The organism is Chryseobacterium flavum (assembly GCF_003385595.1).
GTDB lineage: Bacteria > Bacteroidota > Bacteroidia > Flavobacteriales > Weeksellaceae > Chryseobacterium > Chryseobacterium flavum.
The window spans coordinates 265,234-288,434 of record NZ_QNUE01000002.1; the positions used below are offsets into that span (position 1 = coordinate 265,234).

General features: G+C 35.9%; 21 protein-coding genes. 11 read left to right on the forward strand and 10 right to left on the reverse strand.

What is annotated here, in order from left to right:
* Position 1: 1 nt before the first annotated feature.
* From DRF59_RS03295 to DRF59_RS03310, 4 genes are read left to right on the forward strand one after another with little or no spacing between them, the layout of a single operon-like run.
* On the forward strand, positions 2 to 412 hold the full coding sequence (locus DRF59_RS03295) for a RapZ C-terminal domain-containing protein (RefSeq protein WP_115956860.1): 411 nt from the start codon (positions 2 to 4) through the stop codon (positions 410 to 412).
* A gap of 53 nt (positions 413 to 465) precedes the next feature.
* Complete coding sequence (locus DRF59_RS03300; RefSeq protein ID WP_115956861.1) at positions 466 to 1,179, forward strand: nucleotidyltransferase family protein; 714 nt, start codon at positions 466 to 468, stop codon at positions 1,177 to 1,179.
* Positions 1,180 to 1,188: 9 nt separating this feature from the next.
* Entirely contained in the window at positions 1,189 to 1,941 is a 753-nt protein-coding gene (locus tag DRF59_RS03305; RefSeq protein WP_115956862.1) for an LOG family protein, read from the forward strand.
* A gap of 58 nt (positions 1,942 to 1,999) precedes the next feature.
* Positions 2,000 to 2,470 carry a DUF6702 family protein gene (locus DRF59_RS03310; RefSeq protein ID WP_241505468.1) on the forward strand — a complete coding sequence of 157 codons (471 nt, stop codon included), beginning with the start codon at positions 2,000 to 2,002 and terminating at the stop codon, positions 2,468 to 2,470.
* Positions 2,471 to 2,752: 282 nt separating this feature from the next.
* On the opposite strand, the gene DRF59_RS03315 is transcribed toward DRF59_RS03310, so the two are convergent.
* On the reverse strand, positions 2,753 to 4,948 hold the full coding sequence (locus DRF59_RS03315) for a DUF5689 domain-containing protein (protein WP_115957021.1): 2,196 nt from the start codon (positions 4,946 to 4,948) through the stop codon (positions 2,753 to 2,755).
* Positions 4,949 to 4,962: 14 nt separating this feature from the next.
* Positions 4,963 to 7,689 (reverse strand): TonB-dependent receptor, encoded by a 2,727-nt coding sequence (locus DRF59_RS03320; protein WP_115956864.1) that lies wholly within the window; start codon positions 7,687 to 7,689, stop codon positions 4,963 to 4,965.
* A 325-nt stretch (positions 7,690 to 8,014) separates the two neighbouring features.
* On the opposite strand from DRF59_RS03320, the gene DRF59_RS03325 reads away from it, so the two are divergent.
* Together DRF59_RS03325 and DRF59_RS03330 are read left to right on the forward strand one after the other, a co-directional pair.
* The gene (locus DRF59_RS03325; protein ID WP_115956865.1) at positions 8,015 to 9,214 is read left to right on the forward strand and encodes an endonuclease/exonuclease/phosphatase family protein; all 1,200 of its coding nucleotides are present in this window, start codon (positions 8,015 to 8,017) and stop codon (positions 9,212 to 9,214) included.
* A 48-nt stretch (positions 9,215 to 9,262) separates the two neighbouring features.
* Positions 9,263 to 9,685, forward strand: a complete 423-nt coding sequence (locus tag DRF59_RS03330) for a DUF6146 family protein (protein ID WP_115956866.1) — start codon at positions 9,263 to 9,265, stop codon at positions 9,683 to 9,685.
* A gap of 71 nt (positions 9,686 to 9,756) precedes the next feature.
* Here the strand turns inward: DRF59_RS03330 and DRF59_RS03335 are convergent, their stop codons facing one another.
* Positions 9,757 to 10,353, reverse strand: a complete 597-nt coding sequence (locus tag DRF59_RS03335; RefSeq protein WP_115956867.1) for a superoxide dismutase — start codon at positions 10,351 to 10,353, stop codon at positions 9,757 to 9,759.
* A 313-nt stretch (positions 10,354 to 10,666) separates the two neighbouring features.
* On the opposite strand from DRF59_RS03335, the gene DRF59_RS03340 reads away from it, so the two are divergent.
* Positions 10,667 to 11,416 carry a 4-hydroxy-tetrahydrodipicolinate reductase gene (locus DRF59_RS03340; RefSeq protein WP_115956868.1) on the forward strand — a complete coding sequence of 250 codons (750 nt, stop codon included), beginning with the start codon at positions 10,667 to 10,669 and terminating at the stop codon, positions 11,414 to 11,416.
* Between the two features lie 24 nt (positions 11,417 to 11,440).
* Here DRF59_RS03340 and rho read toward each other — a convergent pair whose 3' ends face one another.
* Complete coding sequence (gene rho / locus DRF59_RS03345; protein ID WP_115956869.1) at positions 11,441 to 13,249, reverse strand: transcription termination factor Rho; 1,809 nt, start codon at positions 13,247 to 13,249, stop codon at positions 11,441 to 11,443.
* A gap of 144 nt (positions 13,250 to 13,393) precedes the next feature.
* Here rho and DRF59_RS03350 point away from each other — a divergent pair, with 144 nt between their 5' ends.
* The 4 genes from DRF59_RS03350 to DRF59_RS03365 all read left to right on the forward strand — a co-directional run bounded on the left by DRF59_RS03350 (position 13,394) and on the right by DRF59_RS03365 (position 17,311).
* Positions 13,394 to 13,783 carry a DUF4293 family protein gene (locus tag DRF59_RS03350; RefSeq protein WP_115956870.1) on the forward strand — a complete coding sequence of 130 codons (390 nt, stop codon included), beginning with the start codon at positions 13,394 to 13,396 and terminating at the stop codon, positions 13,781 to 13,783.
* 179 nt (positions 13,784 to 13,962) lie between these two features.
* Complete coding sequence (locus tag DRF59_RS03355; RefSeq protein WP_115956871.1) at positions 13,963 to 14,886, forward strand: M28 family peptidase; 924 nt, start codon at positions 13,963 to 13,965, stop codon at positions 14,884 to 14,886.
* Positions 14,887 to 15,104: 218 nt separating this feature from the next.
* The gene (locus tag DRF59_RS03360; protein ID WP_115956872.1) at positions 15,105 to 16,943 is read left to right on the forward strand and encodes an ABC transporter ATP-binding protein; all 1,839 of its coding nucleotides are present in this window, start codon (positions 15,105 to 15,107) and stop codon (positions 16,941 to 16,943) included.
* A gap of 20 nt (positions 16,944 to 16,963) precedes the next feature.
* Entirely contained in the window at positions 16,964 to 17,311 is a 348-nt protein-coding gene (locus DRF59_RS03365) for a DUF1801 domain-containing protein (RefSeq protein WP_115956873.1), read from the forward strand.
* Between the two features lie 47 nt (positions 17,312 to 17,358).
* On the opposite strand, the gene DRF59_RS03370 is transcribed toward DRF59_RS03365, so the two are convergent.
* From DRF59_RS03370 to DRF59_RS03395, 6 genes are all read right to left on the reverse strand, one after another.
* Entirely contained in the window at positions 17,359 to 19,161 is a 1,803-nt protein-coding gene (locus DRF59_RS03370; RefSeq protein WP_123873648.1) for a hypothetical protein, read from the reverse strand.
* A gap of 270 nt (positions 19,162 to 19,431) precedes the next feature.
* Complete coding sequence (locus tag DRF59_RS03375) at positions 19,432 to 19,755, reverse strand: helix-turn-helix domain-containing protein (protein WP_115956875.1); 324 nt, start codon at positions 19,753 to 19,755, stop codon at positions 19,432 to 19,434.
* A 7-nt stretch (positions 19,756 to 19,762) separates the two neighbouring features.
* Entirely contained in the window at positions 19,763 to 20,176 is a 414-nt protein-coding gene (locus DRF59_RS03380) for a transposase (RefSeq protein WP_115956876.1), read from the reverse strand.
* Positions 20,177 to 20,271: 95 nt separating this feature from the next.
* Positions 20,272 to 20,841: a helix-turn-helix transcriptional regulator gene (locus DRF59_RS21070; RefSeq protein ID WP_241505469.1), complete on the reverse strand. Its 570-nt coding sequence runs from the start codon at positions 20,839 to 20,841 to the stop codon at positions 20,272 to 20,274.
* Between the two features lie 818 nt (positions 20,842 to 21,659).
* Positions 21,660 to 22,316, reverse strand: coding sequence for a phosphatidylserine decarboxylase family protein (locus DRF59_RS03390; RefSeq protein ID WP_115956877.1), 657 nt, complete (start codon positions 22,314 to 22,316; stop codon positions 21,660 to 21,662).
* 4 nt (positions 22,317 to 22,320) lie between these two features.
* Positions 22,321 to 23,193: a phosphatidate cytidylyltransferase gene (locus DRF59_RS03395; protein ID WP_115956878.1), complete on the reverse strand. Its 873-nt coding sequence runs from the start codon at positions 23,191 to 23,193 to the stop codon at positions 22,321 to 22,323.
* Positions 23,194 to 23,201 lie beyond the last annotated feature (8 nt).

Sequence of the window (23,201 nt, forward strand, 5' to 3'; positions counted from 1 at the left end):
AATGCTACACATAGACATACACAGCTTTTCATATAAGAAAGGAGGAATCCCCAAAGACAACTCAGGAAACGGAGGCGGTTTTACCTTCGATTGCAGGGGAATCTTAAACCCCGGAAGAATCGAAGAATATAAAAGTCAGACAGGAAATGATACAGGAGTTCAGGAGTACCTTGAAACCAAGACAGAAATGCCTAAATTTCTGGAACTGGTAAAATCCATTGTTGCCATTAATATTGAAAACTATCTGGAGAGAGGGTTTGAGAATCTTCAGATTAATTTCGGATGTACGGGAGGACAACACAGATCTGTATATTCTGCAATTAAAATTGCAGAATATATCAAAGAGAAATATCCTGAAGGGACAGAAATAAGTCTCCATCATGACGAACAACCTCAACTAAATCAGGGATAGGCTGGAATGGAATCAGATTACCCGTTATTTATCATTTATTATCCATACTATTTATGAAAGCTCTAATTTTTGCAGCAGGAAAAGGAACAAGGCTTAAACCATTTACTGACCATCATCCGAAAGCTCTGGCAAAGGTAAACGGAATTCCACTTTTGGAAAGAAATATTAATTACCTGAAAAGCTTTGGAATAAAAGACTTTGTTATTAACATCCATCATTTTGGAGATCAGATAGTTGATTTTTTAAATAAAAATGATAACTTCGGCTGTAAGATTGAAATTTCTGATGAGACGAATGAATTATTGGAAACAGGAGGCGGCTTAATTTTCGCCAGAAACTTTCTTGATCATGGAGAAGATTTCTTAATCATGAATGCTGATATTCTCACCAACATCAACATTAACGAATTGGTAAAATATCATAAAAAAATAAAAGATTTTGCTACTTTAGCAGTTTCGGACCGGGAAAGTTCGAGAAAACTTCTTTTCAATGATGAGATGGTTTTAAGGGGCTGGCTTAATGTACAAACAGGAGAACAGCGACTTGCCGAATTCAATAAAGGATTTAAAGCTTTAGCTTTCAGTGGCGTTCACTGTATCAATCCGGTCATCTTTGAAAAAATAAAAAGAACAGGCAAATTTTCTGTAATGGAAGAATATCTTGATCTAATGCAGACCGAACATATACACGGATTTGTACATGACAGTATTCTCATTGATGTCGGAAGACCAGAATCTGTAACAGAAGCCGAAAAATATTTTAAATAATTTTTGCAAATGGAAATTGAGGGAACCAGAGATGAAAGTTTAGTGAATCCGGAGCTTGACATTAACGAAACAAAACTACATAACAGTTTCAGACAAAAAACCTGGGACGAAACCATTACTAAAGACAGCTGGATGGTTTTTAAAGTAATGGCTGAATTTGTTGATGGCTATGAAAAATTAGCTAAAATAGGTCCATGTGTATCTATATTTGGCTCTGCAAGACTTAAACCGGAAAGCCAATACTACAAAATGGCTGTGGAAATTGCAGAAAAGATCACTAAATTAGGCTTTGGAATTATTACAGGAGGAGGCCCGGGCATTATGGAAGCCGGGAATAAAGGAGCTTTCAATGCTAAAGGAAAATCTATTGGTCTTAATATTGATCTTCCTTTTGAACAGCATTTTAATCCCTATATCAACAAATCCTATTCAATGAATTTCGACTACTTTTTTGTAAGAAAAGTAATGTTTGTAAAATATTCACAAGGATTCGTAGTAATGCCTGGGGGATTTGGAACGTTAGATGAACTTACTGAAGCAATGACCCTGATCCAGACCAATAAAATAGGAAAGTTTCCGATTGTCCTGGTAGGAAGTGAATTTTGGGGAGGGCTACTTGAATGGTTTAAGGCAACCTTACTTAAAGAAGGGATGATTGCAGAAGATGACTTGGATCTTTACAGAGTGGTAGACACTGCAGACGAGGCGGTAGCACATATTAAAGCATTTTATGACAAATATTCTGTAAACGTTAATTTTTAATTGGCATATTATTTGTGACTTATAACTAGCAAGTATGATTGTAAATCTATTAATTAAGATGAAAAAACTTTTATATATATCAGGAATTTTAACATTTTTTGTGTTAATGAGTTTTATGTATGTAGACTTTTTCTCTTCAATGACCAAAGTGGATTATATTGATGGAAGCAAGACATTGAAGTTTACCACAAAAATGAATACAAGCCATATCTCTGATGCTATTAAAATAAATCCAAATACAGCCGGATTTGAAGCTGAAGTGAAAAAATATGTGAATAATAATTTTGATGTATTTGTCAATGGTGCTCCTAAAACAATAACCTTCACCGGAAGTCAGGTAAGCGGAGAAACAGTATGGGTATATTTTGAAGCAGGAGGTGTTTCAGATATCAATACCTTAAAAATTAGAAATACGATCCTTTTAAGTGCTTTTCCTAAGCAAATTAATCTGGTCAACATTGCGTACAAAGGAAACCAGAAAACGATGAACTTTCAAAGAGGAAAAGAAGTTAATGAGGTCTCTTTTTAAAAAATAATTTGTAATATAAAAACCACTGCCAAAACAGTGGTTTTTTGTTTTAATAATCCCCAATCCTGTTCCCACATCATTTCTTTAAGACGTACGCTGCCGATATATCAATATGCCTGAAGACATAAACAAAATATTCATAATTAAATTTATTCCTTAGGAATGGGAAACGTCTGTCCCATTTTTTTATTTGATTATACTCAGAATCTGTTCCGGCTAATTTCATGCCCATATAAAAAAGCCGGCTCTTAAAGGCCGGCTTTACATTATAATATCAATGGATTATTGTCCTTTGATCTTAAAGTCATCTACTTCCCACGTTGCAGCGGCAGAAGAAGTAGAGGTATATTTAAATGCAATTCTCACATTTTTTCCTAAGAATGCACTTAAATCAACATTACCTGAACTTACCCAGTCTCCAAATCCTCCTGTATTGGTATCCAACGTTGCCGGAAGCTGGGTCCAGTTAGTGGTAGTTACATCTCCTGTATAATTATCTGTAGCATATACCTGTAAAGCATTACCATTATATCTCACATCCGTTGTGAAACTTACTGCAGCTTTGGTCTTTCCAACTAAACTTACTGCTTTGGAAATCAACCAGTCTTCATTCACATTATTTCCTGACGCATAGCCATTCATCATTGCATAGTAATTTGAGCCATTCCCCTGATTAGAAGTCACCCAGAACTGTGAGGGTCCTTCTTTATTTACAAGTGTCCAGTCTGTACTAAAGCCACCGGCAGCAAAGTCATCGCTGTACAGGACTGGAATGGGAGTATAAATACTTCCGTCACATCTTGGATTCGTCATTTTAACATCCGTCAGTTGTGTGATCCATAATTGATAAGTATCATTGTATACACTTAAAACGGCATAAATATCTCCTTTTCCACCTGCCACTTCAATTGAACTGGCTGTTTTTAATCCAAATACAGCACGTCCGCTGGTTCTTAATGTGATTTTATTCCCTGAACAATCTTCTAAAGTTCTGTTAGAAGTTGAAGTACCGTCTGCATATGTTTTCCCTAAATCGCCATTTATAAACTGAAGATCCTTAATTTTAATCCATCTTCCCACATCAGCAGCTGTCAATTGAGAAATTGTTTTTTCAGTAGCAACAACAGGTCTCGCCGGAGCATTGGAATCGAATAGATATTGATATATATCTTCTTCCTTGATTCTATATCCAACTGCTGAGCTGGAATCGTTAGAGCCCAGCTGAAGCTCCCCGTTTACATTTCTGATGTATAATCCTTTCAGTTTTATATTAAGGTCTTTTCCCAGTTTAAATCTGTTATCCAGGAACAGGTCCGCTTTATTAATATTTACTTTGATTCCTCCTGTTGCATCTTCCACATAAACATATTTAAATAAGTTTCCTGTTTCATCATTAGCAACAACCTGAGCTTTTAAATAATAGTCCCCGGTAATTTGAACAAGACTTCCCGGAGCCAGGGATCCTGCCAGCTGCTCTACATCCGCTACTGTTTTTGCAGTTAGATTTGCTGAGCTGAATTTACAAGGATTTTCCTCTATTCCATCCAGACGCGGAAAGTGCTCCTCATCTTTACCATTTCCATTTTTATCTCCTTCCAAATCTACATCACTTACCTTATTGATATACATCTGATAAGTAGAATTAAATTTGCTGAAGATTCCTTTAAGGGTTCCTTTTCCTGCAGGAAGTGTTTGATTAGCAAATGAAGCATAACCACTGTTTCTTACAACAGCTGTAGCCAGATATTTTTTGGTTTGCGCATTCCATCCTTGCCCAATTCCCCGGTCAACGGTTTGTCCGTTAGGAGCATAATTAGAACATAAAGTTCTGCTGTCAAACTCCACATTGTCCAATTGAACCAAACATCCGATCAGGTCTTCATTATTCTTCATCTCAGCCAGAGTAATCAGCTTGGGTTTGATCTCTCCTCTTGTTGTACAAGATCTGAAGATTACCTGAGGTACTTTTTTCTCAGGAATTCTGGAAACTGCATTTGCAAATGACTCTGCTCCTGTTTTTACACCCAGCTGAACTACATTTCCGTAAGTTCCTACAGCAAGGCCATTAAGCTTTACATAAATTTTAGTCCCCTGAGGAAATTTGGTATAAGAACTTACCATATCCACACTGATCGTAAAACCATGAGTAGGGTTCTCCAATGCATCCTGAATATAAATTGTTTTATAAATATTCCCTGTTTCATCGGTAGATGAAACATATCCCTGAATATATAAATCATCACTGGAATCATTAGGCGTCTTATCTTCAGGAAAAACATATGCTTCCCCTGCAGGATTATTCTCAGTAAACTTCTTTTTTAACTGACTTAGGGTCGTATTTGCCTGAAAATCTGCGACACATTGATAGCCATCAAGATTAGGTTCTTCATATTTATCATCATGCACACAGCCTGTTGTTACAAACAGAGCTGCTGCTGTGATAAAAATATATTTTAAAATTGAATTATATTTTTTCATAATAGTCATCATTATTAGAATCTTAAATAAACATTAGTAAAAAACGTTCTACCTCTGTCATACCAAAGTTTTGGACCAAAGTAAGGAATGGCTCTCTGATATTCTTCAAGAGCATCAGGGAAGTTAGCATATCTGCCCTGTTCAAATCCACCCGTTACGTAATTTCTGTTATTTAAAATATTATTTACTGAAACACTAACTCCTATTCTGTATTTACCAAACTGGAACGATTTACCTGCATTAGCATTCAGCATAAACTGATTATCAAATTTCTTCTGTGCAGTAAGAGCCTGTATAAGTTCAGGAGTAACACCATCATAATTCATATCAGTACCCGGAATCGTATACATTGCCGAAGTCTTATTAATTGCTGAAAAATCCAGATATTGATCCATCAGATAATTCGCAGAAGCTCCAACCCACCAATATTTGGGAGAATTATATTTTAGCCCTAGGGAAAAAGCTTTCTGTGGAGTTCCTGCTACTTTATAATCTTTTATATTAGCAGCACCAAAACTTCTGAAACCGTTAAGGTCATCAAAAGTATATACCTGAGGCGTGTTTGTAAATTTATATTCACCAACGCTGGCTACCCCTACTGCATTGATTGTAGGAGTAATCTTTACATCAAAACCTAACTCAGCCCCGATGTATCTTTTATCTGCTCCACTCATTGCTTCATTAACCAGGGTATTATATGACCCTGAATTAAGACTTGAAACGGCTGCATAATATCTTGAGATTTCCGTAGAATTGCTAATGGTCGTATAGTACCCTGATAATCTTAACTTTAAGATCTGACCTCGCATGATATAGCTAATATCATTCGAGTTAATCACTTGGTTTTTAACACCGGGAGTTACAAAGTCTACGACTCTCGGATTGATAAATATTTCATTAAAGGTAGGGGCTAAACTAAATAGTGCGCCATTGTAAACGATAAAGTTCTTCCCGTTGATTTTGTAGGTAATTTTACCTTTAACTCCTGCATCGAGTGCGTCGTAAATAGCACTTTTACCTTTTGAATTATTTGTATAGATGGAGTTTCTGTATTTTCCATCCCGATAGGATTCAGAATATGAAGAGAAGATGGAAGCTACTATATTCCATTTATTAAAATCAACTTCAGTTGAAATATTCAATGAATAATGATTTTTTGTTAATTCATATGAATATTGAGTTCTGTCCCCTACTCTTACCTGCGTATTCGGATCATCAATATTATATGGGGAATCATTGGTGAACGGATTTAAATTATTAGCATAATTGGCTCCTAAAAGATCTTTAACCCTTCTAAAATTATCCGATTTCAGGTTCTGATAATTAAAGTTGATATTCAGCTTCCAGTTATCCTTTAATCTTGTATCAAAATGTGATGCGAAGTTAAACGTTTTATCCTTATTAACATCCTCAATTACAGTATACGATGCTCCTCTCTGAGTACCATCCATATTGGTAAGGTTAAGACGGTTTGTATTATAAAGTTCCTCCCAGTTAATTTGTGATCTGTCTCTGAATTCATCAGCTGTTAAGAGCCCATAACTCGGAAGATTCCTGTAATAGGTAGGATTCGGATCAGAGGCATGGAACCAATCTAACCGGCTTCTCGCATCACTACCGAACTGGTAAGAAACCGTATTATTCCAATTTGAATTTTTACCAATCTTCAAATAATCAGTCAATATAAACATAGGTTCAAATACCTTCCTGATTCTGGAGTTTCTCTTTTCTCCGTCCTGCCAGCCCCAGTATGAATTATAGTCTTTTCCCATAATATCATAAACCTCCTGGGTATTGGGTGAATTTGAGGCCCTGTAGGTAGGAGAACCAAAGGCAGTTAAATTAATAGAGTGTCTATCACTGAATTTCTTTTCAATAGAAGCAAAATAAGCATAGGCATCCTGGTATACACCATCGATAATTGCTTTGTCTCCCCATCTTCTGCTTGCTGAAAAAGTGAATGCCCATCCATTCTTGCTAAGTCCCGAAGAATAAGTTGCCATTGCCCTGTGCAGATAGCTCCTGTTTGTAAATGAATATGCCAGTGAAGTTTGTTTTCTGTAGCTGGAAGCTCTGGTATTATAATAAACAACACCTCCTAAGTTTCCAAAAGTATATTCAGAAGGAGTAATATTATCTACATTCTCAAAAGGATATCTTGTCACATCATTCAGACCTCCCCAGTTGTTAAAATCAATTCTTCCGTCATCATTTTTAGACATCGGTATCCCATTAAAAAGCACATCCTCAAATCTGTTATCTACTCCTCTGGGTCTGAACCAATAAGCTCCTAATTCAAAGGCAGAAACATTCTGAAAAGCATCCCTTCCTGAACTTAAAAGGCCCACAGTTGGCTGCATTGATGATCCTCCATCTTCAGCGTCACTTGCCGAGTCATCAATAACGATAACTCCTGCATCAGATCCCAGGGAATAATTAAGTGTAATAACACCTAAATCTTTTCTCTTCTCATCCTCAGTTACATCAAACTCTAAGGTTTTAGACTCAAAATTTGGCTTCGTCACTGTAATAAGATAGTGTCCAGGCTTTAAATCCACAAACTGGAAGTATCCAATTTTATCCGCGGTCACATCATCTGCGGATTGTGCCAGATCTACTTCTGCTCTCTCTAAAGGCTTACCATCCTGATCTTTAACATAGGCATACACAGTAGTCTGTGCAAAGTAAAAAGATGCAGGCATTAATGTAAATAAAGAGATTAGGGATAGTTTTTTAATCATAATAAACTTATTTTTAAATCCTTCTTTATTTTAAGGGGCAACAAATTTAGGACTATTTTCATTAACTAAAACATTTTTAGACCTTTATTCTATTAATTTTTCTTAACTCTCCATTATTTTTTTAAAAGTACAGAAGAATTTTCATTAATATGAGAAATAACAGAAATAATTATGATTCAATGCATTATAAAAAAGGATGCTCATCAAATAAACAAAAGAATTTTCACTACCTGGAGATCACCCGAACAGAAGATCTGTTATCATTACCTCTGTATTCTTATATAAAATTAGTAATTTTACCCTTCAATTTTTGACAATACTAAACATGAAAAAATATTTAATCCTTACCGCATTATTTTGCTTCGGTTTTACTTTTTCACAGCAAAAGCAGGTAAGAAGAGCCGCTGTTGCATTTTTGAATGTTGAAAACCTTTGGGACACCATTCCTTCTGCAGATTATATTGACGGAACTCTTCCGCGCTCCAATCCTAAATTCCACAGAAGTGTACCTGTAGATTCACTAAAGTACCTTGAAACCACTGAGGATTATAAAGGTGAATGGAGTGATGATCTGTTGATCGGGAAAAAAGTAATCAGAAAACAATTTTTGTCCGAAGACTTTACTGTGAACAGCCCTAAAAGATGGGGTACAAAATACTACAATCAGAAACTAGCCAATGAAGCTAAAGTTATTTCAGAGCTTGGAAGACAATACACCAATGACAATCCGGCAATATGTGGATTGATCGAAGTAGAAAACAGACAGGTTATTGAGGACCTGATCAAACAACCCGTCCTTGCTAAAAGCAACTACGGAATCGTACATTTCAATTCATACGACGCAAGAGGAATTGATGTAGCGATTATTTATCAAAAAGGAAGATTCTCTGTTTTAGATTCTTATAAAAAAGAGATCAAAATTTATGATGAAAATGGAAAAAGAGAATATACCCGGGATATTGTAGTGGCAATCGGGCTTCTGGATGGGGAGAAAGTAGGAATATTCATGAATCACTGGCCTTCCAGAAGAGGAGGAGAAGCAATTTCCCTTGCAAAAAGAAATACAGCCGCTACCATATTAAAAAATGAAATGGACAAAGTAACTGCAGAAAATCCGGGAATTAAGTTATTCGCAATGGGTGACTATAATGACGATCCTGTAAGCCCAAGTTTAAAAAAGCACCTGGCTGCAGTAGGAGATCCGGGTGAATTATCTGACAAAACACCATATTATAACCTGATGTATAAATTATATAAAGCAGGAGTTGCTTCTTTAGCCTACAGGGATGCACCTAACCTGTTTGATCAGATTATTGTTTCAAAAAATCTTTATTCACCTGAGAAACTTACGCCCACCTATACTATTTATAAAGCAGAAATCTATGCTCCGGCTTACCTGGTTAATAAGGAAGGCCAATGGAAAGGATATCCGCTGCGTTCATGGGATGGAGACCGTTTTACAGGAGGATACAGTGATCACTTTCCTGCAGTCTCTGTTGTTCAGAAAGAATATGTAAAAAAATAAACAGAAAGGCACTCTTATTGGAGTGCTTTTTTAATTAAATATTGAATCATGAAAAATTTTGTTTTAATACTTCTTATAGCTTTGATTCCCTTTAGCTGCCATGCCCAGGACACCCATAAGGATAAAAAAGAAAAAGAGACCGAAATGAAGCCGTCTAAAAATGAGGACGGAGAATGGGACATCACTGTAATTGATACCCAATTCGATTATTTCCTGAATGCAATTGCCAAACCTATGAGCCAATATTCAGAATCTTACCTGAAAACAAAGAATACATTTCTGGTAAACGAATGGAACAGTTACTACAATACCGGAAAATACAGGAATATTATTGAGTCCGGAATAGAGTATGATCCAAAAGAGAACTATGGAATCAAGTTCGAGTATAAGCTTTATCAGGTCTTCGCTTACGTCAACTGGAAATATGGATTGAAAATGAGCGGGTTATCCGGAAGTGATGCCATCCGGTAACGATTGTATATATTAAATATAAAAAAGGTTCAGAAAGCTTCTGAACCTTTTACTTTTATAATAGCTGAAAATTATTTGTTAAATAACTCCTCCACTTTATCCCAGTTTACCACATCAAAAAATGCAGAAACATAATCAGGTCTTCTGTTTTGATAGTTTAAATAGTAAGCATGTTCCCAAACGTCCAATCCTAAAACAGGTGTTCCTTTAACATCTGCGACAGGCATTAACGGGTTATCCTGATTTGGAGTAGATGATACAGATACAGTACCGTCAGCATTTTTAACCAACCACGCCCATCCTGAACCGAATCTTGTTTTTGCGGCTTCAGAAAAATCAGTTTTAAACTTTTCTAATCCTCCGTAATTTTCTATTGCTGCTTTTACATTTCCTACCGGCTCTTTGCTTCCTCCGGGAGTTAAAATTTCCCAGAACAAAGTGTGGTTGAAATGTCCTCCTCCGTTATTTCTTACAGCAGGTTTATCAGTTCCTGTCTGACAGATTTCCTCAATAGTTTTTCCTGCTAGGTCAGTTCCTTCAATTGCTTTATTTAAATTGTCAATATATGCCTGGTGGTGTTTTGTATGGTGGATTTCCATAGTTCTTGCATCTATAGTAGGCTCCAATGCATCGTATGCATATCCTAATTTTGGTAATTCAAATGACATAATCTTTATTTTTAATGTTATAACCCAAAATTAGCCAATATTTAAGCTATTATCAAAGATTGGGGATTACTTTAATAAATCTTTAACATTGATATATTGATTTAGAATGAATTAAATTTTAAAAAATTCTGTTTATACGTTCAGAGCATTTATATTTACGCTAAAATTAAATGGTCCTATTCTATTTTATAAGCCTGGATTACAGCACTCAAAGCTATTCAAAGCATACTTTATTTTCAAATTCGTAACTTACACAAAATGAATGTTTTTTTATAAAATATTCTTCACTGAAGTTTAACATAACACGATTATTATGAAAATTGGACTTTTTGGATTTGGAAAAGCAGGTAAGGCTGTAGCATCAGTCATTCTTCAAAACAAGGAACACTCCTTGCAATGGATTTACAGAAAAACAAACAGATTGAACAGCAGGGATGCGGCTGAATTCTTCGGTATAGAAAGCAATGATCCCGGACATTTTTATTCTGAAAAAAAACAGGATATTGAAGAGTTGCTAGAAGAACACCCTGTTGATGCCATTATTGACTTTTCTTCCCAGGAAGGTATATACGCATATGGGGAGTCAGCCGCCAAAAAGAATATTAAGATTATTTCAGCAATTTCCCATTATTCCGATAAAGAAATCAAATTTCTCCATAAGCTGGCGCAGAAAGCAATTGTATTTTGGTCTCCCAATATTACCCTTGGAATCAATTATCTTTTGTATGCTTCTACATTTTTAAAAAAGATTGCTCCTTCAGTAGATATTGAAATTGTTGAAGAACATTTCAAAGATAAGAAAGGGGTATCAGGAACTGCCATCCGTATTGCAGATGTCCTGGATGTAAAAGATGAAAAAATCAATACGATCCGGGCTGGTGGGATTGTCGGAAAACATGAAGTTATTTTCGGATTTCCTTTTCAGACGGTAAGACTTATTCATGAATCCATCTCAAGGGATGCTTTTGGTAATGGTGCTTTATTTGCAGCAGAACACCTTATCAACAAAAAACCGGGCTTCTATAAATTTGAAGATCTGTTACAACCTTATTTCAAAGTATAGAAGCCCGGAATCAATTAAATTAATTTATTTATTCATAGACATCAGGAACTCTTCGTTATTTAGGGTTCCTTTGATATTTTTATCCACAAATTCCATGGCTTCTACAGGATTCATCTCAGAAAGATACTTTCTAAGAATCCACATTCTCTGGGAAGTTACTTCGTCAAGAAGAAGATCATCTCTACGGGTACTTGACGCTACAAGGTCAATAGCAGGATAAATTCTTCTGTTAGCAATTTTTCTGTCTAACTGAAGCTCCATATTACCCGTACCTTTGAATTCTTCAAAGATTACTTCATCCATTTTAGATCCTGTATCGATAAGTGCAGTAGCAATAATGGTCAGGGATCCACCTCCTTCAATTTTTCTTGCCGCTCCGAAGAATCTTTTAGGTTTATGAAGAGCATTGGCATCTACCCCACCGGAAAGAACTTTACCTGATGCAGGAGTTACTGTATTGTATGCTCTTGCCAATCTTGTAATAGAATCCAGCAGAATGACTACATCATGGCCGCATTCTACCATTCTCTGGGCTTTTGCAAGAACAAGATTCGCTACTTTCACATGTTTTTCAGCAGCTTCATCAAACGTAGAAGCAATTACCTCTGCATTGACACTTCTTTCCATATCAGTAACCTCTTCCGGGCGTTCATCAATCAGAAGAACCATCATATATACTTCCGGGTGGTTTGCTGCAATGGAATTAGCAATATCTTTAAGCAGCATCGTTTTACCGGTCTTGGGCTGGGCGACAATCATGGCTCTCTGTCCTTTTCCAATCGGAGCAAATAAATCTACAATTCTTGTAGAAACGGTTGATCCGCTTCCTGCAAGATTGAATTTCTCTTCAGGGAAAAGTGGTGTAAGATATTCAAAAGCAACACGATCTTTAATAAAAGCCAGATCTCTTCCGTTAACTTCTGTAGGTCTTAGTAAAGAAAAATATTTTTCACCTTCTTTTGGAAGCCTTACAATTCCTTTAACTGTATCACCTGTTTTTAAACCAAAATTTCTGATTTGTGCCGTAGAAACATATACATCATCAGGAGAAGATATATAGCTGAAGTCTGACGAGCGTAAAAAACCATAATTATCAGGTAAAATTTCCAACACCCCTTCAATGCTTACCATTCCATCAAAGTTAAACTCTTTCTTATGGTCCGGCTGCTCTTCTCCCTTTTCAGAATGTCTGTTCTGATTTTGGTTTTGGTTTTGGTGCTGATGTTGGTTTTTATGTTGATGTCCGCCGTTTTGCGGGTGATTGTGTCCTTTGGTAGACTTATTAGCCTGTGACGGTTGAGGATTGTTAGGCTTTTCTTCTGCCTGAGCAGGCTCTTGAGATACTGTGTTTTTTGGAGTTTCTGTCTTTTCCTGGGTTACTTCTGTATTAGCAGTATTCGTGGAAACTCTTTTTCTTTTCTTTTTAGCAGGTGCTGCAGCTGGGTTTTCTTCAGTTACTGCCACCGTTTCAGCTATTGGTTCTTCTGATTTTATTTCTTCAGAAGCCGGGGCCTTTTCTTCTACTTCTTCCTCTGCTTTAGGCTCTGCTGGTTTTGGGGTATTCACTTTTGGCTTAGCTGCGGTTTTCTTGGGAGCAGCTTTTTTTGCCGGGGCTTTCACAGGTTTCTCTGCTGTGGCCTCTTCAGTATTTGTACTGGTTTCTGTGGCGTTGAAATAATCTTTTGCAACTTTAGGATTGGAAGCCTGAAAGTCAAGAATTGCAAAGATCTTGTCATTTTCATTGCTGTTTCTTGCAACTTTAACGCCTAAATCTTTTAAGATTTTAGTCAGTTCCGTTACGGATTTTGACCTTAACGTTTCTATGTTAAACATATTTAATGTAAAAATGTAATTAATTGTGAGTAAGAAAAGTAAGTCCGGTGACTTTGGTTTTCAAGTACATTGTATAATGCAAATCTACACTTATTTTTGAATTGTGCAAAATTTATATTATTTTTGCCAGGAATTTAATATTCAATGCTACAGAGAATACAGACTATATGGACTTTATTGGCAGTTTTATCTGCTGTTTTTCTTTTCATCACAGGACAAGATGTTGCTGTTTTCGGCAGTATTCCCGTACTTAATATTGCCTGTATTGTACTCGTTTTAGCTGGAGCATTAAGTATTTTTAGTTTTAAAAACCGAAAAAGACAAATTTTGCTGAATACCATCAGCATCATTATAAACGCTTTGTTGATTGGTGTATTGGCGTACTGGCTGCTAAACTTATCCGGAGGAATTCAGTTTCCTGAGAAGGGTATTGAGCCGATTTTCCCATTAATTGCGGTGATTTGTCTGCTTATCGCAAACATTTACATCCGTAAAGATGAGAGGCTCGTAAAATCTGTAGACAGACTTCGATAGCCTTACAACGATTTTTTGAGTGAGAACAGTTCCCCAGGGAACTGTTTTTTATTTTTGCCACTTATTATATTCATCCTTACAGGTTCTGAATATTAATTCATTTTATTTATGTATTTTCATGCAGCTTTTCTGTTGAACATTCGACTGATCACAAATTATATAAAATTCAACTTAAAATAATGAAAAAATTAACTTATCTGACCCTATCGCTGTTTTCCATACTAACCTTCGCCCAGGAAGTCTCAAAAGAAAGAGTAAAAACAATTCTTTCCACACTTGCTTCCGATGAAATGAAAGGACGGGAAATCTGGACTCCTGAGAATGAAAACGCAGCAAATTATATTTCCACACTTTTTAAGGAAAACAAACTTGAGTACTGTACTGGCAGCTCATATCTTATTCCTTTTGAATATAAAGGTAAGAAGGCTTATAATGTATGCGGCATTAAAAAAGGAAAATCAGATCGGTATCTGGGATTTTCAGGACATTTTGATCACATAGGTACCAGTGATAAGGACGGTGACAATATTTACAATGGAGCAGATGATGATGCAAGCGGGATCACTACATTGGTTGGAATTGCCGATTATTTTAAGAACAGGAAACCTGAATTTTCAATGGTTTTCATGGCCTTTAACGGAGAAGAAAAAGGAATGCTGGGGTCACGGGCTATTTCTGAAGATCAGAATCTTGATAAAATCTATAACAATATGGCGGCTCTTTTCAACTTTGAGATGGTAGCCACAGAATCCCAGTGGGGGAAAAATGCATTATATATGACTGGAGACGGATTTTCAGATCTTGATGAACTTTTTAATAAAAATGCAGTGAACGGACTAACCCTACATCCTGATCCCTATGCAGAACAACAACTGTTCTATCGTTCAGACAATGTAAGTTTTGTAAAAAAGAAAATCATTGCACATTCATTTTCAACTGTTGATATGACTAAAGCCTCACATTACCATCATGAAAATGATGACATTCATATTGTTGATTTTGATAACATGACCCAGATCATCAATAACTTTAGCAAAACACTCGAAAAATTAAGCACAAAGAACTTTGCTCCCAAATATAATGAGCAGGTAAAATTTAATTAGATATAGGCCGCCGGAATGGCGGTTTATTTTTTTTATTACACCTGATTTTATTCAATTCCGGACTCTGGTGTCCACTCATTTTATGTGAAAAAGAGTACAGAATAGTTTTGTATTGTAACAAAAAGAGGTTTTCTGGAACAAATCAATTAAAGTAAAACAGGATTAAGAACGTCTTATCTTTTATTTTACGTAATTTTGCTATCCAATTTTTTCATTGAATGAACGAATATAAAAAAATCTTAAAATTCGCAAGACCGCATCAAAAATATATCTACGGAAGTTTATTTTTCAATATTCTGTATTCCGTATTTCAGATTGCCTCATTAGGAACGATTTTACCGGTTTTAGGAATGCTTTTCGGTACAATTAAGCCTGAAAAATATGACTCCGCACCTGTTTATTCCGGTGAAATTATTGACTTCCTCTCTTATTTAAAAGAATATTCCAATTACTATGTCCAGGCTTTAGTAAGTGAATACGGATCTCTTACCGTCCTTGCGTGGCTGTGTATTGTGACTGCTTTTATGTTCCTTCTGAGAAATGCGTTCAGATATTTTGGCGCTTTTTTACTGATTAACTATCGTGTGGGAGTAACCAAAGATCTGCGTGGGGCCATGTACCGAAAAATACTTTCACTACCTGTTTCTTTTTTTACAGAGAGCCGGAAAGGAGATCTGATGTCCCGTATGTCCAATGACGTAGGAGAAGTAGAAGGCAATATACTGGGAAGTTTAATTGAATTGATTAACGCTCCTTTTATGTTGATCAGTACCTTGGTGACCCTGTTCTTCCTAAGCCCTGAAATGACTCTTTTCTCTTTATTGGTACTGCCTGTTATGGGAACAATGATCGCTTTGGTAGGAAAAAGCCTGAAAAAAGATTCTCATGAAGCCCAGCATGAAATGGGCACCATTTTTTCCATTGTTGATGAAACATTAAAATCTTCAAAAGTAATTAAGATCTTCAATGCCGAAAAAATCATGGATAATCGCTTTATGAAGTCTATGAACAGATGGATCTCAAGTTCGATCAGTCTGGGGAGAAAGAAAGAGCTTGCCTCTCCTATGAGCGAATTCTTAGGTTCTATTACTTTTCTGATCATTGCATGGTACGGAGGAAAACAAATCATTGTTGAACAAAGCATATCACCGGCAGACTTTTTGGTATTCCTGGGAATGTTCTTCCAGATATTACCTCCGGCGAAAAGCTTATCTACAGCAATCTCTAATGTACAGAAAGGAGAAGCCTCCCTGAAAAGAGTATTGGAAATTCTGGATGCAGATGTAAAAATCGAAGAAGCAGCAGAGCCTGTTTCAATTTCTACTCTTCAAAATAGTATTGAATTTAAAGATATTGGCTTTTACTATGATAAAGCAAACCTGATCTTAAAGAATTTCAATTTAACAATACCAAAAGGAAAGACTGTTGCTTTGGTTGGGCAGAGTGGAAGTGGAAAAACAACTATTGCTAATCTTCTGGCCAGGTTTTATGATGTTTCTGAAGGTGAAATTCTGATTGATGGTACAGATATTAAACATTTAAAATTAAAAGAATATCGTCAGCTTTTAGGAATGGTGACTCAGGAATCTGTGCTGTTTAATGATTCGGTTTACAATAATATATTGATGGGCAAACCTGATGCTACCAGAGAAGAAGTCATTGCAGCCGCTAAAATTGCCAATGCAGACTCATTCATCTCCAACCTTGCTGAAGGATATGATACCAATATCGGAGATGATGGAAATAAACTTTCCGGAGGGCAGAAACAGAGGGTTTCCATTGCAAGAGCAGTGCTGAAGAATCCTCCTATCATGATTCTTGATGAAGCAACATCGGCACTGGATACTGAATCCGAAAGATTTGTGCAGGATGCCCTGGAAAAAATGATGGAAAACAGAACTTCACTGGTAATTGCCCACCGGCTTTCAACCATTCAGAAAGCAGACTGGATTGTTGTGATGGAAAAAGGTGATATTGTAGAACAGGGAACCCACCATGATCTGATTGCAAAAAGAGGAATGTATCACAAGCTTGTTGAGTTACAAAACTTTGATTAATATATTTTAATCGAATTAAAATGAACCCTATACAAGAGTATTTCTACAGAATCGAAGAGCCTGAAAGAAGTACTCTTTTGTTTTTGCGTGATAAAATACTGGCTTCGGATCAGGAAAATATTACAGAAACATTCAGTTTTGGGCTTCCGTTTATCAAGTATAAAAAGAAAATGCTGTGTTATTTTTATTACAGCAAGAAATACGGAAGACACTATATCAGTTTTTACCATGGGGATAAACTGGATTATCCTGAACTTATTCAGGATGGCAGAAAGAAATTTAAGATCCTTCTTATTGATCCGGAGAAAGATCTGCCTGTGGAATTCATATTAAATCTGATAGAAGAAATTAAAAGATATATAAAATAAAAACCCCGGCACGAATAATCGTACCGGAGCCATCTTTAAAAACTTTATCATTTTGTGTTTATTCCGTTAAATTCTGCCTGTTTAATTGCCCAGGCAATCATATTGGCAAACAGTATAGAGTTCTGTACCTGCATTCCTCCCGCAGCATATCCGTTACCTGCGTATCCGTAAGCGGATTTCTGAACAGGAAAATATCCACCTGTACTTGGTGCCACAAACGGCTCAATGGTATTACTTGTGTATTGATTTCCATTGGCATTCTCATTACTTAAAAAACCACCGTCACCAAACCATATGAAGTTTAGGCTGGTATTTCTTAATCCTGAAATTCCTGTTCTGGCAGTTGTGCTGTTGACAGGCTGTGCATAGCTATATGGAACAAAACCGCTTGTCAATCCCGAAATATTTACTGTGGTAGAAGCATCTTCACCCCAGTTTTTACCTCTTACATCTCCAAAAGGTCCGTTAAGGATGGGATCATCAGAATTGGTAAGAGCATACACGGAGCCTGCACCACTTCCATAAGATGCTGAAATGGTAGGATCAGAGAATATTCCTCTGAATAAGTTCTGTGCAGTACCCGTATCATCTGTCATCGCAATGACAACTCCTTTTTTATTAAGGTAGGAAGCAATATAACCTGCATCTGTAACATTAGGTGTATAGTTGTACCCAATGACAACAATATCCGGCTTATTATTAAGAGCCGTCTGAAGAGCAGCCGAAGAAGGTGAGCTTCCTAAAGAGATATGCGTAAAGCCTTCATATTTAACAATACTGGAAGCAGCCGTACCAAAATTTGTTGGAGAATCCATCAGACTTCTTGACGGACCGGTATATGCACTATAACCGTAAGCTGTTTCTAATCCGATATGGAGAACCGTTTTTTTAGGAATGACGACGACTACATTTACAGAACATGTTGTAGATACACCACCCTGGCTGTCAGAAGTAATTGTAATTGTTTTCACCGATGTAGAAGTTGGAGTTCCTATTCCGCTTAATGTAATATTCTGATTTCCAGTAGAACTAAATGTGCCTGATCCGCTGAAAGAAATTCCGTCAACAGTATTAGTGGTAACAGTATAGCTTCCCAGTACTGTTACATTAACAGGAAGAGTAATTGTATTGGAAGCTGTTAGGGCTGTCCCAACCTTGTATACTCCGTTTACCGTTGCAGTTCCACAGCTCATGGTATAGGTTCCTGCAGGACTCAGAACAGTAATCGAAATAGCAGGGGTACAAGTCACTTCCGTCCCGTTTGCTTCGAGCGACACATTATCTGTCTGGATATTCTGAGGAATTCCCTGCCCCGGAATCTGTATTGTTTGCGTTCCGGTGTTTAGAAATACTCCGGTTCCATAGAAATTGTATCCGTTGGCTGTCGTTCCGGAAATGGTATAATTACCGGGTTTAGTCACATTCACAGTAATCTTCAGGTAATTGGAATTGGTAAGTTCTTTCCCTTTTATATAGCTTCCCATTGCTTTGGAAGATGAGCAGTCTATCGTAAAAACGGCCTTACCCATCTGTCCGCAGACGCTTTTCCATTCGTTATCCGCAAAGCTCCAGTAATTGAAGCAGTCTTCTGTGGTGTTGTAAATAGTCAAGCCATCATCACTGGATTGATTGATTACAATTGCGTTGCGCTGCGCTTCTGTTAACCTTGGAATAAGTACTCCTTTGTTGTTATTTCCTGAAATAACATCCAAAACGGAATTAGAGTTCGGCGTTGTCGTATTGATTCCTACTGCACCATTATAGGTTTGAGAAAAAAATTTTCCAAAAACAAAGAGCATTGCTATGAGCAGGACTTTGATTGGAGGCATTGTAAATTTTGTTTCCATCATTGTATGAGTTAATTGTTTAATAATTGTTTTTTAGTTAAGTAACTGTCAGCAAAATTATCATCCACAAGCAATTACAAACCAAATCTACACTACGCAATACTACTCATGCGTAGTAAAACTCACAAAACACCAGCAACTTACAGTATACAAAGCTCAAATAAAAGCCGGATTATTTAATTCAATTCAAACATACTTTACAAGCACAACCAGATTTATAATTTATTGCTTTTATGTACTATAAAAGAAAATTGCACCAATAAAATGCACGACTCATTCATAATTAAAAATTATTTTCCATTTGGCAATTGTATTTCTGCTTATTTTAAAATGGTTGCTGAGCTGAAGGTTTGTCAGTTTATTTTTCTTCTGATAGTTGAGAATTTTTAAAATAGATTTCTTATCATAAGAACGGAGCCTTTGATTATTAAATCCAATTGTAAATTCAGGCTCACCAAAAACCAGCTGATTAAATCTCAGAACATCGATGGCAGAATGTAATCTTTCCAGTCTGGATTTAATCTTATGATCTATTATTTTTTCGGGAAATTTTTCTTTAAGAATATCTGTATAGATTTGCTTATAGTCAGGCATCATTTTTATTTTATACTTTTTTTATCCACTTATATAAGGTTGTTTTGGGGATCTTATATCTTTCAACAACTTCATTAGCCGTCATGGCTCCGCTCTCGATCTTTTCCAGTATAAAATCTTTTACTTCCTGTGTGTAAATATTCTTTCTGAAAATCATTGTATTTCCCTTCCCGCCTGCGATGTTATCAATTTTTGCCTGTGGGGCATACAGGATCAAATGACCAGTATAAAACCTAAAGAAATCAAATTTCAAAAGCTTGCACCATTTTAACAGAACATCAGTATCAATACTTTTTGAATGATACATCATTTCTGTTTCATATTCTGTTCTGTCCAAAAATCTGGAGATTCTTTCTATGGGAATCTGATGTTCTTCAACCTTAGCTCTGATCAGATTACCAATATGAATGTTCTTAATATTCATCACAATATTTTTGGTAAAAATATTGACAAGAAAAACAAATCATACCATCAAACAATACTCATCACTACGTATAAGTAATAAAAATCGGAATTGTATTAAATTTTAATAAGAAAGCTGTTGATGTTAATTTCAGAAGAAATATTCAGCTTTTTCCGGATCCTGTATTTTTTGCTTTCAACGGCACGAATACTATTGTTCGTACATCTTGCTATTTTCTTTGTATCAAAATCAAGCTTCATCAAAGCACAGAAATACAGTTCGGAGTGAATAAGGTTAGCATTTATTTTCAGAATATCAGGGATAAAATGAGGGAAAAATTCCTGAAACCGTTCAAAAAATACAGGAGAATTATTTTCAGCTAAACTTAAAAGCTCTTCTATATTTTCTTCAGAAAGATGATTAATTAACATCTGATGCTTCATCAGCTCAGTATTTGTTTTTACAAGATCCTTGATAGTAGAATCCTGCTCTTTTTTATCCGTAATCAAACCATGAATAAGCCCATCTTTCTGTGTAATAAAAACAATATCCATCAGAAAGGAAGCAATAGAAAATAAGATATTCAGCAGCCTTATTGTTTTGAGATCTTTATTATCTATAAATCTGCTTTTAGGCAGAAAATCAAAATCAAAATACAGGCATACAATGAAGTTAATACTAATCATGAATACAATAAAAAAGATAGAAAAAGCATCTTTTTTGTAATTCATAAAAAACGGAACAGCAAACAGAAGACAAAAGTAAAAGTATTCTACTCCAGCATTTTTATAAGTATAAATATTAAAAAAATTTACTATAAATGTAAGTAAAACGAATACGCCCATAATAGAGGGCTTTAAAACTTTTTTAAACCGTTTTGTCTTGCCTTTTACTCCTATTAGAAATAACCAGAAAAAGGTAATCACTGTTAGAAATGTTGAAATCAGCATATCTCCGAAAAAAGTGATTATAAAAATAGAATAGAACAAAAAAATAGAGAACAATAAAAGCAGATACCGGTTAATAAGGCGTAAATAACTGCTATCAAAATCATCGTTTATTTTCTCTGCCTCTTCATTCATCATTTTAAAGAAAAACTTATAAATCATCATGTTGTTTTTTATGTTTTCACAAAGATCAAATTGGTATTTGTACCACTGAAAATATAAATTTTTCAATATTAGCAGCTTTTAAACTAAAAAAACTTACAACCAATATTTGCCTGTAACTTTGACCGATAAAAGAATATGATTTGTGTTTTCAGAGCCAATTTATAAAATTCATATTAAATTATAAAGGAAAATATAATCAGTCATAAATCTTATAAAGGCCTGAACAACCTGTGTTCTTGTAACCGCAAAATTATTGATCCGGAAAAAAAAGCTTTAATCCTTGAGTACGCAATATTACGCATGCGTAGTCAAACTCAAAATAATCATTTACAGGTATAATAAAAGAGAGGGTCAATATGACCCTCTCTTTTATTATATACGATAAATAATATTTAATTTTCTTTCAATTTAGCAATCACATCCAAACCACCTTTTGTAATATCGCCGATCTTGCAGATGATCTCGGTATCCAAAGGCAGGAATACATCCATTCTGGAGCCGAATTTAATAAACCCGAATTCATGTCCGGCTTTTGCCTGATCTCCTTCATTACAATAGAAAACGATTCTTCTTGCCACATATCCGGCAATCTGCCTGAAAACTACTTTATGATTGGTCAAAGTCTGTACTGCTACTGTAGTTCTTTCATTTTCTGTAGAAGACTTCTCATGCCATGCTACCAGATATTTTCCCGGGTGATATTTTTTATAAACAACTTCTCCGGAAACCGGATATCTGCAGATATGAACGTTCAATGGAGACATAAAGATCGAAACCTGGATCGCTTTTCCCTGCAGAAACTCACTTTCTTCCACTTCTTTGATCATTACTACTTTCCCGTCCACAGGAGCTATTACATTTTCCTTATGGTCAAGAATATTTCTGTCCGGAACCCGGAAAAACCAGAATATAAGACTATAAATAACCAATAATGGCATGATGATCAACAGCGACCATATTTTAAGGAAATAGATCGCTAAAGCTCCCAGTATAATGAAAATTATGGTTGCTACGGTGATTGTTCCTTTTGATTCTCTATGCAATTTCATGAGACTAAATAAATTTTTCTAAAATAAAGTACAAATATACGACAGGAACGCAGATTATGAAACTATCCAGTCGATCTAAAACACCTCCGTGCCCCGGAATGATGTTTCCACTATCCTTAACTCCGAAGTTTCTTTTCAGTTGGCTCTCCACCAGATCCCCCAGTGGAGCAAAAGCAGCCACTAAAAATCCTACCATCATCCAGTTCCCTCTGAGTTCGGGTTGGTAATGCTCTACAAAATATGACAAAATAAGGGTAAGAATAACACCTCCTGCATATCCTTCCCAGGTTTTTTTAGGAGATATCTTAGGTGCCATTTTATGTTTTCCAAAAAATTTTCCTACCAGATAGGCAAATGTATCACTGCTCCAGATCAGGATAAACAAAAACAGCACTTCTAAAGAGAATGTGTCATTGTATGCCGAAAACTTAGGTAGCCCCAAAGCAAAACTGAACGGTAAAGCCACATAAATAACAGTAAAAATCAGTTTCCCGCTATCGTAATATAACTCGTTCGGATATTTAAATAGAGTAACTACAGCAATTCCTATCAAAGAGAGGGCTAATATCTCACTGAGCCTGAAATCAAAGAAAAAGTCATGATGGAAATACCTTTTTGAAAAAATATAAAATATGAAGATAACCAATGGAAAAACGACCCATTTCTCGTATCCCTTACCAAATTTCATAATTTTAATGCATTCCCAGGAACCCACAATCAATAATAAACAGATCAGTCCATGATACAGATATTGTTGCTGGATAAGACCGGGAGAAATACTGTTGATCAGCTGTGCTCCCAGCGGAGTGGTACAAAGAATGATAATAGCTACATAAGCAATACCTGAGATCGTTCTTTGAATAAGATTTTTGTCCAAAATTTAAA

Excerpts from the sequence above, each read along its gene's own strand:
- DRF59_RS03295 (WP_115956860.1), top strand. The coding sequence starts at position 2 with ATGCTACACATAGACATACACAGCTTTTCATATAAGAAAGGAGGAATC.
- DRF59_RS03300 (WP_115956861.1), top strand. The coding sequence starts at position 466 with ATGAAAGCTCTAATTTTTGCAGCAGGAAAAGGAACAAGGCTTAAACCA.
- DRF59_RS03305 (WP_115956862.1), top strand. The coding sequence starts at position 1,189 with ATGGAAATTGAGGGAACCAGAGATGAAAGTTTAGTGAATCCGGAGCTT.
- DRF59_RS03310 (WP_241505468.1), top strand. The coding sequence starts at position 2,000 with ATGAAAAAACTTTTATATATATCAGGAATTTTAACATTTTTTGTGTTA.
- DRF59_RS03315 (WP_115957021.1), bottom strand. The coding sequence starts at position 4,948 with ATGAAAAAATATAATTCAATTTTAAAATATATTTTTATCACAGCAGCA.
- DRF59_RS03320 (WP_115956864.1), bottom strand. The coding sequence starts at position 7,689 with ATGATTAAAAAACTATCCCTAATCTCTTTATTTACATTAATGCCTGCA.
- DRF59_RS03325 (WP_115956865.1), top strand. The coding sequence starts at position 8,015 with ATGAAAAAATATTTAATCCTTACCGCATTATTTTGCTTCGGTTTTACT.
- DRF59_RS03330 (WP_115956866.1), top strand. The coding sequence starts at position 9,263 with ATGAAAAATTTTGTTTTAATACTTCTTATAGCTTTGATTCCCTTTAGC.
- DRF59_RS03335 (WP_115956867.1), bottom strand. The coding sequence starts at position 10,353 with ATGTCATTTGAATTACCAAAATTAGGATATGCATACGATGCATTGGAG.
- DRF59_RS03340 (WP_115956868.1), top strand. The coding sequence starts at position 10,667 with ATGAAAATTGGACTTTTTGGATTTGGAAAAGCAGGTAAGGCTGTAGCA.
- rho (WP_115956869.1), bottom strand. The coding sequence starts at position 13,249 with ATGTTTAACATAGAAACGTTAAGGTCAAAATCCGTAACGGAACTGACT.
- DRF59_RS03350 (WP_115956870.1), top strand. The coding sequence starts at position 13,394 with ATGCTACAGAGAATACAGACTATATGGACTTTATTGGCAGTTTTATCT.
- DRF59_RS03355 (WP_115956871.1), top strand. The coding sequence starts at position 13,963 with ATGAAAAAATTAACTTATCTGACCCTATCGCTGTTTTCCATACTAACC.
- DRF59_RS03360 (WP_115956872.1), top strand. The coding sequence starts at position 15,105 with ATGAACGAATATAAAAAAATCTTAAAATTCGCAAGACCGCATCAAAAA.
- DRF59_RS03365 (WP_115956873.1), top strand. The coding sequence starts at position 16,964 with ATGAACCCTATACAAGAGTATTTCTACAGAATCGAAGAGCCTGAAAGA.
- DRF59_RS03370 (WP_123873648.1), bottom strand. The coding sequence starts at position 19,161 with ATGATGGAAACAAAATTTACAATGCCTCCAATCAAAGTCCTGCTCATA.
- DRF59_RS03375 (WP_115956875.1), bottom strand. The coding sequence starts at position 19,755 with ATGATGCCTGACTATAAGCAAATCTATACAGATATTCTTAAAGAAAAA.
- DRF59_RS03380 (WP_115956876.1), bottom strand. The coding sequence starts at position 20,176 with ATGAATATTAAGAACATTCATATTGGTAATCTGATCAGAGCTAAGGTT.
- DRF59_RS21070 (WP_241505469.1), bottom strand. The coding sequence starts at position 20,841 with ATGATTAGTATTAACTTCATTGTATGCCTGTATTTTGATTTTGATTTT.
- DRF59_RS03390 (WP_115956877.1), bottom strand. The coding sequence starts at position 22,316 with ATGAAATTGCATAGAGAATCAAAAGGAACAATCACCGTAGCAACCATA.